Annotated in this window: 14 protein-coding genes; 2 read left to right on the forward strand and 12 right to left on the reverse strand. The window is 58.9% G+C overall.

The genetic code is table 11. The annotated features are described in order from the left end of the window. The first annotated feature begins 53 nt into the window (after nt 1–53). Nucleotides 54–1,586 carry an ATP-dependent DNA helicase gene (locus ACR0LZ_RS19320; RefSeq protein ID WP_480751721.1) on the forward strand — a complete coding sequence of 511 codons (1,533 nt, stop codon included), beginning with the start codon at nt 54–56 and terminating at the stop codon, nt 1,584–1,586. After that, nucleotides 1,583–2,311: an SDR family oxidoreductase gene (locus tag ACR0LZ_RS19325; RefSeq protein WP_480751722.1), complete on the forward strand. Its 729-nt coding sequence runs from the start codon at nt 1,583–1,585 to the stop codon at nt 2,309–2,311. The genes ACR0LZ_RS19320 and ACR0LZ_RS19325 overlap by 4 nt, the downstream gene beginning before the upstream one ends. Here the strand turns inward: ACR0LZ_RS19325 and ACR0LZ_RS19330 are convergent. The 12 genes from ACR0LZ_RS19330 to ACR0LZ_RS19385 all read right to left on the reverse strand — a co-directional run bounded on the left by ACR0LZ_RS19330 (nt 2,308) and on the right by ACR0LZ_RS19385 (nt 12,551). Further along, a complete protein-coding gene (locus ACR0LZ_RS19330; protein WP_480751724.1) occupies nt 2,308–3,072 on the reverse strand; it encodes a TIGR02186 family protein in 765 nt (254 codons plus the stop codon). The genes ACR0LZ_RS19325 and ACR0LZ_RS19330 overlap by 4 nt on opposite strands. Nucleotide 3,073: 1 nt before the next feature. After that, nucleotides 3,074–3,994, reverse strand: coding sequence for a sulfite exporter TauE/SafE family protein (locus ACR0LZ_RS19335; protein ID WP_480751726.1), 921 nt, complete (start codon nt 3,992–3,994; stop codon nt 3,074–3,076). A 90-nt stretch (nt 3,995–4,084) separates the two neighbouring features. Then, nucleotides 4,085–5,050 (reverse strand): ABC transporter permease, encoded by a 966-nt coding sequence (locus tag ACR0LZ_RS19340; protein WP_480751728.1) that lies wholly within the window; start codon nt 5,048–5,050, stop codon nt 4,085–4,087. Then, complete coding sequence (locus ACR0LZ_RS19345; RefSeq protein ID WP_480751730.1) at nt 5,050–6,144, reverse strand: ABC transporter permease; 1,095 nt, start codon at nt 6,142–6,144, stop codon at nt 5,050–5,052. The genes ACR0LZ_RS19340 and ACR0LZ_RS19345 overlap by 1 nt, the downstream gene beginning before the upstream one ends. Before the next feature lies 1 nt (nt 6,145). After that, the gene (locus tag ACR0LZ_RS19350) at nt 6,146–7,675 is read right to left on the reverse strand and encodes an ABC transporter ATP-binding protein (protein ID WP_480751731.1); all 1,530 of its coding nucleotides are present in this window, start codon (nt 7,673–7,675) and stop codon (nt 6,146–6,148) included. Between the two features lie 91 nt (nt 7,676–7,766). Continuing rightward, nucleotides 7,767–8,765: a BMP family lipoprotein gene (locus ACR0LZ_RS19355; RefSeq protein ID WP_480751732.1), complete on the reverse strand. Its 999-nt coding sequence runs from the start codon at nt 8,763–8,765 to the stop codon at nt 7,767–7,769. Between the two features lie 170 nt (nt 8,766–8,935). Then, on the reverse strand, nt 8,936–9,334 hold the full coding sequence (locus ACR0LZ_RS19360) for a GNAT family N-acetyltransferase (protein WP_480751734.1): 399 nt from the start codon (nt 9,332–9,334) through the stop codon (nt 8,936–8,938). A gap of 11 nt (nt 9,335–9,345) precedes the next feature. Beyond that, complete coding sequence (tsaB, locus tag ACR0LZ_RS19365) at nt 9,346–9,936, reverse strand: tRNA (adenosine(37)-N6)-threonylcarbamoyltransferase complex dimerization subunit type 1 TsaB (protein ID WP_480751735.1); 591 nt, start codon at nt 9,934–9,936, stop codon at nt 9,346–9,348. Then, nucleotides 9,926–10,489 (reverse strand): NifU family protein, encoded by a 564-nt coding sequence (locus ACR0LZ_RS19370; RefSeq protein ID WP_480751736.1) that lies wholly within the window; start codon nt 10,487–10,489, stop codon nt 9,926–9,928. Before ACR0LZ_RS19370 ends, tsaB begins: the two co-directional genes overlap by 11 nt. A 69-nt stretch (nt 10,490–10,558) precedes the next feature. Next, on the reverse strand, nt 10,559–11,152 hold the full coding sequence (locus tag ACR0LZ_RS19375; protein ID WP_480751738.1) for a DsbA family protein: 594 nt from the start codon (nt 11,150–11,152) through the stop codon (nt 10,559–10,561). A gap of 9 nt (nt 11,153–11,161) precedes the next feature. After that, entirely contained in the window at nt 11,162–11,617 is a 456-nt protein-coding gene (locus tag ACR0LZ_RS19380; protein WP_480751739.1) for a universal stress protein, read from the reverse strand. A 70-nt stretch (nt 11,618–11,687) separates the two neighbouring features. Continuing rightward, nucleotides 11,688–12,551, reverse strand: coding sequence for a branched-chain amino acid aminotransferase (locus ACR0LZ_RS19385; protein ID WP_480751740.1), 864 nt, complete (start codon nt 12,549–12,551; stop codon nt 11,688–11,690). Nucleotides 12,552–12,606: the final 55 nt, after the last annotated feature.

Consider the following 12,606-nt stretch of genomic DNA (forward strand, 5'->3'; position numbering starts at 1 on the left):
TGTCGCACAATTGGTGTCTGGTGATGGCTGGCGCGGCCCTGTAGGGTCGCGCCATGTCCTTGCCACAAGTGAAATTTTCCGACGATCAGGCCACCGCCTATGACAGCATCGCCGAGATGCTGCGACTGGCCGGAGTCGATCTGGATGACGACTCCCTGCTGAAATCTCCGGGTGACGGAAAGTCTGGCGTCATGGCCGTGATCGGCAAGGCCGGATCGGGTAAAACACTATTGCTGGCCCAGCTTTACAAGGCCTTGGCCGACGCTGGTATCAACGTTGTCTCGGGTGACTATGAAAGTCGCAAATCGCGTGACAAACGGTCGCTGGCAATTCTCGCGCCGACGAACAAGGCCGCCAGTGTCTTGCGCCTGCGCGGGGTCCCGGCCACGACCATCCATCGCATTCTCTATACTCCCGTCTACGACCCTGAATACGAACGCATTGCCGAGTGGCTCGAAGGCAATGACGAGCGCCCCGAGATCGAGGGGTTGACCGATGAGGCCCTGGATCGCGCCGCCGCGTTTTATTCCAGGAACAAGTCCATCCCCGGTGCGCTGGCAGCCGCCGGTTTGCGCGGGTCCGATTTCATCACCGGTTGGAAACGTCGCGAAGAGCCCCTGGATATCGGTTTCGTGGACGAAGCCTCGATGCTGGATGACCGACAATTCGAGGATTTGAAGGAAATTTTCCCAACACTTCTGTTGTTCGGTGATCCGGCCCAGCTGGCCCCGGTCAACCAGTCTGGCTCAATGGTGTTCGACGGGCTGCCAGAGCCGCGCAAACTGACGCTCAGCCGCATTCACCGTCAGGACGCGGACAACCCCATCCTTGATCTCGCACACGCCCTTGCAGACCCGCAGATGGGGTTCGAAGAGTTCGAGCGCCTGATCGAAGACACCGCGCGCCGGGACGATCGCGTGGTGTGGGGCCAGCGGGTCGAGGTCGATCTTATGGCGCGCAGCCCGGTTCTGGTCTGGCGCAATGCAACGCGCATTCGGCTGATCAATGCCTTTCGCCATGTTCACGGTGCACCCGAGACCGAACTTTTGGAAGGTGAACCACTGATCTGCGACGGGATCGAGCTGCCCTTGAAACACCGCAAGAAGCGCCTCGATCTTGAGGCGCGCGGGCTGATCAAGGGGGCTCAGGTGATCTATCTGGGGCCGGGGCGCAAGGCAGGTTTTTCACGATTGCACGTGATCGGGGCCGAAGACCCGCAGGTCAGCGCCGCTTCGATCGTCAAGATCGAAAAACCGGACGAAGAGGAACCGTTCATCCCCTATGCCGCCCGTATGGGGGCGACGTTTCTGCACGGCGCGGCGGTGACGATTCACAAGGCACAAGGCTCGCAATGGGAAACGGTTCAGGTCTTTGCCCCCGACATTTATGCCGCGGCACGCATGGGGCGCACCGAAGCGGGCCAGCCCTTGTGGAAGCGGCTGGCCTATGTGGCGATCACCCGCGCGCAAGAGCGGCTGATTTGGGTGGTGCGCAACAGGCTGTCAAAACCGACCCATCCGCTACGGGTGGATGACCTGCGTCTGATCGCTACGCCGGAACTGACATTGGAGGCGGAAGAGACATGAAAACGATCATCGTGACCGGCGCCAGCTCGGGCATTGGCCGGGCAACGGCAGAGTTGTTTCTGGCCGAAGGCTGGCATGTCGGACTGCTGGCGCGACGCGGCGACGTTCTGGACGAATTGGCTGAGGGGCAGCCCAACGCCTTGCCATTGGTCGCGGATGTGACCGACCCACACGCCGTGGTGGCCGCGTTTCGCAGGTTTGTCGACCGGGTTGGGCGGCTGGACGTCCTGTTCAACAATGCCGGGATCTTTGCAAGGGGCGGTACAATTGAGCAAATTGCGCTTCAGGACTGGTACAATTCGGTCAATGTGAACCTGAACGGCATGTTTCTGTGCGCCCGCGAAGCGTTTGCCGCGATGCGCAAACAGTCTCCGCAAGGGGGGCGGATCATCAACAACGGCTCCATTGCTGCGCATGTACCCCGCCCGAATTCGGTGCATTACACGGCCACCAAACACGCCATTACCGGGCTGACCCGGAGCCTGTCACTGGACGGAAGGCCGTTCGGTATCGCCTGCGGTCAGATCGATATCGGCAATGCACGCACGCCAATTGTACAAGGGCTGGTGGAGGCCGCCCAGGCCGACGGGCGAGAGCCAGATCCCACGATGGCGGTCGAGGATGCCGCGCGTTCGGTTCTGCACATGGCCAGCCTGCCGCCCGAGGCGAATGTTCAGTTCATGACCGTCATGGCCACGACCATGCCTTATATCGGTCGGGGTTAGTTATTGCGTAGCAACCGGAACGCGGTCGAGGCTCCCCAACCGGCTGCAATGGCAATTGCCAGGGACATCAGGCCATAGAAAATTGGTTGTTCGCGGGACATGGTATACAGGATGCGTTCCAGCCCTACCTTGCGCACGTCAATGGTGGTTTCAAATTCCGAAATCACCTCGCCCTCACGAGTCAGGAAAATGCGCGCCACATAGTCCCCTTCGGTCAAGTCGGCGGGCATGTCGATGGACGTTCTGAACAAGGTCTGCTCGTCCACGGCCACCGTGTTTTCGCGGATCGAATAAAGATGCGCATGCTCGCGAATGCGGACCACGGCATCGGCAAAGGACTGTGCCCCACGGATGTGCATTGCCGCGCCGACCGAGCGAATGGCGCGTTCGATTGAGATGCGGTAGCGCAGATCCTCGGTATCTGTGATCACCTCGTCGATTGGTGCGCTGGTCGCTACTGCATAAAAACTGGGTGCGGAATCGACCAGAACGCTGTCGACGTTGACCCAGATGCCGAACTTCTTCTCTTTCCGTCGTACCAGCACTGGTTCGGAGGGGCCAGAGACCGCCACGATGACCTGAAGTGGCGCACCGGCAGGAATTGGTGTCTCTCGCTTCACGGCACCAAAGATCAGAATTTCGGAGCCATTGAAGTCAGCGGTGATGGCCACACGATCCTGACTAAGTCCCAGAACAACGGTTTCCTGCGCTGCAGAGGCGGGTATGGCTAATAAAAACAAGACAAAGAAAAGGCGCAACATGTCAGTGACCCCCGCTTGCGCCGAGCGAGTACAATTCGGTGGGCTGCAACAACAGATCAAGCGCCAGCTTGCCGCAGACAGCAAGAACCATCAAAGCCAGAAGAATTCGCAATTGCTCGGCTTTCATGCGCGCACCGATTACAGTCCCGAACTGGGCGCCGATGACACCGCCGACCAACAACAGAACGGCCAGAACGACATCCACGGTATAGTTCGTGGTTGCGTGCAACATGGTTGTAAAGGCGGTCACGAAAATGATCTGAAATAGCGAGGTTCCAACCACGACCTTGGTCGGCATGCCAAGCAGATAGATCATGGCGGGAACCATGATGAAGCCACCACCAACGCCCATGATTGCCGACAGCACGCCGACAAACAGGCCGACGATCAGAGGTGGTATCACGGAGATATAGAGACCCGAGGTGCGAAAGCGCATCTTGAGCGGCATCGCGTGGATCCAGCCGCGCTGACGCCGTTTTGCCGGAGTGCCGCCGGATTTGCGGGATTTCCGAATAGCGTTCAGGCTTTCGATGAACATCAGCCCGCCGATGATGCCAAGGAACACCACGTAACAGAGCTTGACGAGCAGATCGACCTGACCGAGGCTTTTGAGGTAGTTGAACACCACCACGCCCAAGGCAGCGCCGGTCAACCCCCCTATCAGAAGAACCGTACCCATCTTGAGATCGACGGTTTTTCGTCGGAAATGCGCCAGCACACCCGAGAAGGATGAGGCGACGATCTGGTTCGCCTCTGTGGCGACCGCAACCGCAGGCGGGATGCCGATGAAGAACAACAGCGGCGTCATCAAAAAGCCGCCGCCAACACCGAACATGCCGGACAAAACGCCAACCATTCCCCCCAGCCCCAGCAGGAGGAACGCGTTGACGGAAACTTCGGCGATAGGAAGGTATATCTGCATACCCTCTTAGAACCGCAACCGTTGGCAAAATCAACTGCCCATGCTGCCGCGCAGCGATCAGGACTGATTTACGATCCCGAACTGGCCTTATCAGCGTTCCTTTACATAGGGTTCGCCACCTGCGCGCGGCGGAATGGCCTTGCCGACGAAGCCTGCAAGAATCACGACAGTCAGGATGTAGGGCAGGGCGTCCATGACCTGCACCGGGATCACGATCCCGCCAAGGTCGATATTCTGAAAGCGCAAGGCGATGGCCTGTAACAGGCCGAACAGCAGGCAGGCCCACATTGCATGCCAGGGTCGCCACTTGGCAAAGATCAGCGCCGCGAGAGCGATAAAGCCCCGCCCGGCGGTCATATCCTTGACGAACCCGGCCTGCAGCGCAGTCGCCAGATAGGCCCCGGCAATACCGCAGAGCACACCGCAGATTGCCACCGCGGCATAGCGCAGGCCGACGACTGATACGCCGGCGGTATCAACCGCCGCCGGGTTTTCGCCCACCGCGCGCAGTCGCAGGCCGAAGCGTGTCCGGAAGAGAATCCACCAGGTCGCAGGTACGGCCAGGAAAGCGACATAGACCAGAATGGAATGGCCTGAGAGGAGCTCGGCATAGATCGGTCCGACAACCGGCACATTGGCGATGGCGTCGGCAAAGGGCCAGTTGATGGGTTCAAATCGTCCACCGCCGAACAGAGAGGGCGTGCGCCCGCCCTGTTGGAACCAGTCCTGCGCCACCAGAACGGTCATGCCTGCGGCCAGAAAATTGATCGCCACACCAGAAATCAGCTGGTTGCCCCGGAACGTGATCGAGGCCATACCGTGCAGTCCGGCCAGTACCATGGAAGATGCAATACCTGCCAGCAATCCCAGCCAGACCGAGCCGGAAACCGCAGCCACGGCGGCCGAGAAAAAAGCAGACATCAGCATCTTGCCTTCAAGACCGATGTCAAAGATGCCGGCGCGTTCTGAATAGAGGCCTGCCAGGCAGGCCAGCAGCAGCGGGGTGGACAGTCGAACCGTCGAATCGAGTATCTGGATGATCGTCAGGAAATCCATCAGGCCGATCCTTTCCGCAATCCGAGAAACAGTTTTTCAAGCGGTGCGCGAACCATGTTGTCCAGCGCGCCTGTAAACAGGATTACCAACGCCTGAATGACGACGATCAATTCGCGAGGGATCGATGTCCATAGCGCCAACTCCGCGCCGCCCTGATAGAGAAACCCGAACAGGATCGCAGCCAGGAACACACCAAAGGGGTGCGAGCGGCCCATCAACGCCACGGCGATACCGATGAAACCCGCGCCTTCGGTCGAGTTGAGCACCAGACGCTCGGCCTCACCCATCACGTTGTTGGTCGCCATAAGTCCGGCCAGGGCACCTGAAATCAGCATTGAAACGATTGTGATCCGTACCGGTGAAATTCCGGCATAGAGCGCGCCGGTCTCCGAATGGCCATAGGCCCGGATTTCATAACCCAGCCGGGTACGCCAGATCAGCGCCCAGACCACGACGCAGGCGATAACTGCGACGATCAGCGAGATATTCGCAGGCGCAGCCTTGGAAAAGTTGATGCCGATCGGGGCCAGCAGTTCATGCAGGGTCGGTAAGTGGACCGCCTCTGGGAACCGTTTTGTCGCCGGGTCCATCGACCCTTCGGGTCGCATCACATTGACCAGCATGTAATTCAGGAAGGCCGCGGCGATGAAGTTGAACATGATCGTTGTGATCACGATGTGGCTGCCCCGCTTTGCCTGCAGATAGGCCGGGATCGCGGCCCATGCGGCGCCAAAGATCATCGAGGCGGCGCAGGCGGCGAGCAATGCGACGGACCAGTGCGGCCAAGGTATATAAAGACACACAAGGGCCACGCCCAGACCGCCCAGCATCGCTTGCCCCTCGCCGCCGATGTTGAACATCCTCGCGTGAAAGGCCACGGCAACCGCAAGGCCGGTGAAGATGAAGTTGGTGGCATAGTAGAGCGTGTAGCCCCAGCCATAGGTTGACCCGAGCGCGCCGGAAACCATCAGCTTGACCGCCGCAACAGGGTCTTCGCCGATGCCGAGGATGACAAGGGCCGAAAGGATCGCGGCCAGGATCAGGCTGATCAAAGGGATCAGGACCACATCGGCCCATTTGGGCATCTTCTCCATCTTAAGCGGCCTCCCCGGCGACACCGGCCATCAAAAGGCCAAGTTCTTTTTCATCCGTTTCCTGTGGCAGGCGTTCGCCCATGATGTGCCCGTCAAACATCACCGCGATACGGTCGGAAAGCGAGAATATCTCCTCCAGCTCGACAGAGACCAGCAAAATGGCTTTGCCCTGGTCGCGCAGGGCGACGATCTGTTTGTGAATGAACTCGATGGCCCCGATATCGACCCCACGCGTCGGTTGCCCGACTAGCAGCAATTCGGGATTGCGCTCGATCTCGCGCGCCACGACGATTTTCTGCTGGTTCCCGCCTGAAAAACTTTTGGCTGCAAGCCAACCGTCAGCGGGACGAACGTCGAATTTCTCGATCTTGCGCTCGGTATCGGCGCGCAGAGCGGCGTTGTCCATGAAAATGCCACGCTGATAGGCCGGGTCGCGGTGATACCCGAAGGCCACGTTTTCCCAGGCGTGAAAATCCATGATCAACCCTTCGCGCTGGCGGTCTTCGGGGACATGCGCGACACCCTGGGCGCGACGTGCTTGCCCATCGGCCCCATGGCCAGACAGCGTCAGTGGTTGGCCATTTAGGCGGATCGTGCCGGTGGCGGGGCGCATACCGCCCAGCACCTCCAGTAACTCGGACTGGCCATTTCCGGCAACGCCCGCGATGCCAAGGATTTCTCCGGCGCGGACGGTCAGATCGATACCCTTCACGCGCTCGACACCAGTTTCGTCGGTGACGCGCAGGTTTTGGATTTCCAGGATCGGGTTGCCGGGCTGCGCCGGTGCCTTGTCTACGCGCAACAAAACTTTGCGGCCAACCATCAGCTCGGCCAGGTGTTCAGGGTTGGTTTCCGATGTTTTGACGGTGGCCGTCATCTCGCCCCGGCGCATCACCGAGACGGTATCGGTCGCCTCCATGATTTCACGCAGCTTGTGGGTGATCAGGATAATGGTTTTTCCTTCTTCCCGAAGGCGGTGGAGAATGCGGAACAGTTGATCAGCCTCGGCCGGAGTCAAAACGCCTGTGGGTTCGTCTAGAATCAGGATTTCCGCCTTGCGATAGAGCGCTTTGAGGATTTCCACCCGCTGTTGCATGCCAACGCCGATCTCGTCGATGCGTTTGTCGGGGTCGACGAACAACTCGTACTCTTCCTCAAGCGCTTTCAGCTCTTTTCGCGCCTTGGCCAGAGAAGGGGCCAAAAGCCCGCCATCTTCGGCGCCCAAAACGATGTTCTCCAGAACGGTAAAGTTCTCGACCAGTTTGAAATGCTGGAACACCATCCCGATGCCCGCGGCGATGGCGGCCTGGCTGTCGGGGATCTCGGTTTTTCGTCCGTTGATCCAGATCTCGCCTTTGTCGGCTTTGTAGAAGCCGTAAAGAATACTCATCAGCGTGGACTTGCCTGCGCCGTTTTCTCCGATGATCCCGTGGATCGTTCCGGGGGTGACGCTAATGGAAATGTCCTTGTTTGCCTGGACCGGCCCAAAGGCCTTGGATATCCCTTTGAGCTCGATTGCGGGGGCGGTCATATCTTGTCCTCATGGCCAAAAGGGCCGTTTGCCAGCCTGGGCTGACAAACGGGAATTTGGGAGTAGGGCAAAGGGGCTGCCCTGCCTTGGATTAGAAGCTCAATGCAGGGCAGCTGTCGTTTTCGTAATAGCTGACCACGCTCACGTTTCCGTCGATGATATCCTGACGAGCTTTGTCAACCGCGGCTTTCATCTCGCCGGAAACGAGCGGAGCATTGTTGTCATCCATCGCGTATCCAACACCCTCGTCGGCCAGACCCATGGTGAAAACACCGGTTTCAACGTCGGCACCGGCTTTCATCGCGTCATAAACGGCGACGTCAACGCGCTTGAGCATCGAGGTAAGCACCTTGCCCGGGTGCAGGTGGTTCTGGTTGCTGTCCACGCCGATCGACAGGATACCTTCGTCGGCGGCGGTTTGCAGAACGCCAACGCCAGTACCGCCAGCGGCCGCGTAGATCACGTCGGCTCCCTGGCTGATCTGTGCCTTGGTCAGTTCAGAGCCTTTGACCGGGTCGTTCCATGCTGCCGGAGTGGTGCCTGTCATGTTCGCCACGATCTTGATGTCGGGATTTACGGCCTTGGCGCCCTGCGCATAGCCGCAGCCAAAGTGACGGATCAGCGGGATGTCCATACCACCCACGAACCCGACGGTTCCGGACTTCGAGGCCATGGCCGCCATCATCCCGACCAGATACGATCCTTCGTGCTCGGCAAAACTTACCTGACGGATATTCGGCGCATCCAGCCAGTTCACGTCGACAGCGACAAACTTAGTGTCGGGATAGTCGGGCGCCACGGCTGCCAGCGGATCGGCCATTGCAAAACCCATTGTGATTACCGGGTTGGCACCCGCTTCGGCAAAGCGGCGCAGGGCTTGTTCGCGCTGGGCTTCGGACTGAAGCTCAATCTCGCGGAAACTACCGCCGGTTTCCTCGGCCCAACGCTGGGCACCGTTGAACGCGGCCTCGTTGAACGATTTGTCGAATTTTCCGCCCAGATCGAAAATCAGGGCCGGTTCGGCGAGCGCGGCGCCTGCGGTCATGGCGACGGCGGCCGCTGCACCCATCAAGGATTTCATGAGGGTCATATGTTACTCCCGTTGTTTTGTTATCGGTCCGAGGTTGGGAATTTCCCGAAGCCTCGCACAAAGCGAGCAGAACTGCTGTGGTGCTGGCAATTAAGGCCGTTTGCAGCGGCGCTGGTCAACCGCTTTTTCACTGATTTTTGACCATATGGTCTGAAATCACCCCCTTGCCGCTAGGGCAGGTCACGCTGCATCAGCATCGCGTCGGCGTTCTCGCTGTTTTCGCGTCGGTAGTACCCCCGACGCATGCCGCAGATGGAATAACCGCAGAGGTTGTAGAGTGCAATGGCCGGAGTGTTGTCAGCGGCAACATCCAGAAAGGCGCGAGTTGCTCCCAGAATTGCCGCTTGCTTGTGCCAATGCTTCATGCAGGCCAAGGCTAGATGTTGACGTTGGTGTTCCGGGTGGGTCGCAATGGTCAGCAGTTCGGCCTCGCCTGCGATTACCTGATACAATGCGAAACACCGTTCGTCACCAATGGTATGCGTGAAGGGATTGGTAAGTAGACTTGCGAATTCCCCTGCACTCCACGGTCGGGATTGCGTGAATGCCACCGCGTGAGTCGCGGCCATCTGCTCGGGTGTCATCCGTCCAGCAAAATCGGTGGCACATCGCTGGACGGCGCCGCGTCGGCCGGTCGAATGTACAGCGGTGCGGGTGGTAGTGTGCTGCTCTCCCATCGGGTGGCCGCGATGCGGGCGATGCCTTCGGCGACGATGGCAGGAGAAACCTCGGAAAATAGTGGACCGTACGAAATAGCGTCGTCACGCGGCATCAATGCCGGGTGAGAGCCTGCGGGATGCAGATAGATCTGGTCACGCGGGGCCGGGATGGCTACCAGATGCCCTTCGGGCGCGCTGGACGCGTGAGATTCGAAGCCTGAAACGCCAACTGCGGGTATGCCCAATCCCAGCGAAAGGCCGCGTGCGGCGGATACCGATATTCGAATACCCGTGAAATTTCCGGGCCCGATGCCCACGCCAATGGCCGTCAGATCGCGCCATTTGGCGTTGTTTTGCCAGAGAAGCTCCTCCAGTAGCGGCATCAGCCGTTCGGCCTGGCCGCGCGTCATGGCCTCGGCAGTAGAAGCGATGATGTTTGATCCCTGCAACAAAGCGGCCGCGCAATGCGCGGCCGATGTGTCAAAACCGAGGATCAGGCGATCAGACGGCAACAGGCCGAACCTCGGTCACTTCGGGAATATAGTGGCGCAACAGGTTTTCGATTCCCATCTTCAGTGTCAAGGTGGACGACGGGCATCCCGCACAGGCGCCTTGCATGTGCAGATAGACAACGCCCCGATCGAACCCGTGGAATGTTATGTCCCCACCATCTTGCGCAACGGCAGGTCGAACTCGGCTGTCCAGCAATTCCTTGATTTGGTTGACGACCTCGGCATCTTCGCCATCGTGATCGGCATGGCCCGAGGCGGTAGAGGCATCGGCGCCCATCACCGGCTGACCTGATTGATAGTGTTCCATCACCGCGCCCAGTATCGCGGGTTTGATGTGATCCCATTCAATCCCGTCTGCCTTGGTGACGGTTACGAAATCGTTGCCGAAAAACACGCCAGTGACGCCATTCACCGAGAATATCCGCGCCGCAAGCGGGGATTTCAATGCTGCGTCAGCTGTAGGAAAATCGGCAGTTCCCGCTTCCAGAACCGTCTGGCCGGGCAGGAATTTCAGGGTCGCCGGATTCGGGGTCGATTCGGTCTGGATGAACATGGCAGCACTCCGTTTCGCTTGGCATTGATATGCGGGCAGAACCAAGGGAAGTCAATATTTGGAACGATTCTAAAAGGTGGCGGCATGTGCGAGCGCCTGATCCAGCCGATCATCACCCCAATATAGCTCATCCTCGACTAAAAAGCTGGGTGCACCGAAGATGCCAAGCGTTTTGGCCTTGGCGACCTGTTCAAACAAAGTCGACTTAATCTCGGGTGACGTGCTCCGCTCCAGCAGGGTGTCCGGCAAATCCGCCGCAGCAAGGCAAGCGGTCAGAACAGAAGGTTTTGAGATATCCTGCCCAATTCCGAACTCGGCGTCGAATACGGCCCGAACAAACGGACCTGCCTTGCCCAATTCCCGGGCTGCCAATGCGATGCGAGCAGCAGCCAGCCCATTTTGCGGGAAGGGATCAGGTCGCACAAATGGTAACTCGCGCGTCGCGCTCAGGCGCTCCAGATCCCGCCACATATAGCGGCCTTTGGCGGGATACAGGTTGAAGGGCGAATTGTCCCATCCCTGTTCGGCAAAAATCGGACCCAAAAGAAACGGCTGCCAATCCACTGCTACGTCGTGCTTGGCCGCCGCCTCTACGATTCGCATGGCGCTGAGATAGGAGTATGTCGAGGCGAACTCGAACCAGAATTGAATGCGCCTCTTCATCCGCTTGCCTCAGGTGATTTCTTCGAGCTTCTCCTTGCTCAGATCGCCCGGAACGATGGTGATTGGGATTGGCAGGCTTCCAGAATTACGGGTCAGTTGCGTGACCAGTGGACCGGGGCCTTTCTTGTCGGTCCCGGCACCCAGAACCAGAACGCCGATTTCCGGATCAGTCTGTACATGTTCAATGATTTCCGGCACCGCCTCGCCTTCGCGGATTGCCAGTTCCGGTTCAATCCCCTGCTTGTCCCGCATCCATTTGGCGAACACTTCGAAATGCGCATGGATACGCTCGCGCGCTTCTTCGCGCATCACCTCACCTACACCGATCCAGTGGTTGAATTCGTCTGGCGGTATGACCGACAGAATTGTCACGCCACCACCGGTGTGCGCCGCACGCATTGCGGCAAAGCGCATGGCGTTCAGACATTCGCGACTGTCATCCAGGACGACAAGGAACTTACGCATGTATTACCTTTCAGTTTGCGGCGATCATGCCGCAGCAAAGAGCAAGTGGCAACTGACAGCGTTCAAGCAATCACCCGTTTGACGCGGCCCAGTCCCAATACAACTCGCGTGTTCGACGGGCGATAGGTCCAACTTGGAATTGTGTTTCGTCCAGTGCAGTGACCGGCGTGACCTTGTTCATGTTGCCGGACATGAACACTTCGTCCGCCTCGTGGAAATCGGCAAAAGTCAGAACCTTTTCATGCACTGTCACCCCATCGGCGCGAAGGTTTTTCATATGTCGCGCACGAGTGATCCCAGCCAGAAAAGTGCCGTTGGCGATGGGAGTAAACACCTCGCCATCCTTGACCATGAAGATGTTTGCCGTTGCCGTTTCGGCCACGTTGCCCATTGCATCAGCCACTAAAGCGTTGGAAAACCCTTTTGACCGCGCCTCGCGAACCATGCGGGCGTTGTTGGGATAAAGGCACCCGGCCTTGGCGTTGACAACGGCATCCTCCAATACCGGGCGGCGGAAATGGGTCTTCGTCAGTGTCGCCGCAGCCGTTGCAGGCGCCATGGGGATTTCTTCGAGGCACACGGCAAAAGCAGTGCTGTCCTCTTTGGGGGCAATGGTCGAGGTATCACCATCAATCGCCCAATACATAGGCCGGATATAGACCGCCTTGTCGGGGCCATAGGGTTTTAGTCCCTCACGGATGATTTGAACCATGTCCTCGACACTTACCGAGGGCGTGAGCATCAGCGCCTCGGCCGAGCGATTGGTGCGGGCACAATGGGCATCCAGATCAGGAGCCAACCCATCGAAATACCGCGCCCCGTCGAATACTGAAGAGCCCAGCCAGGCCCCGTGATCGGCTGCATGCATGATCGGAGTGTTTCCGTCATGCCAGGTGCCATTGAAATATGTGCGGATATTAGTGCCGGCGGCCATCTCTCACTCCCTCGTTTGCGCGAAAGGTAGGGCGGAGTGGGTCAGGGGTCCAGAC

Source organism: Ruegeria sp. CI1 (assembly GCF_056536925.1).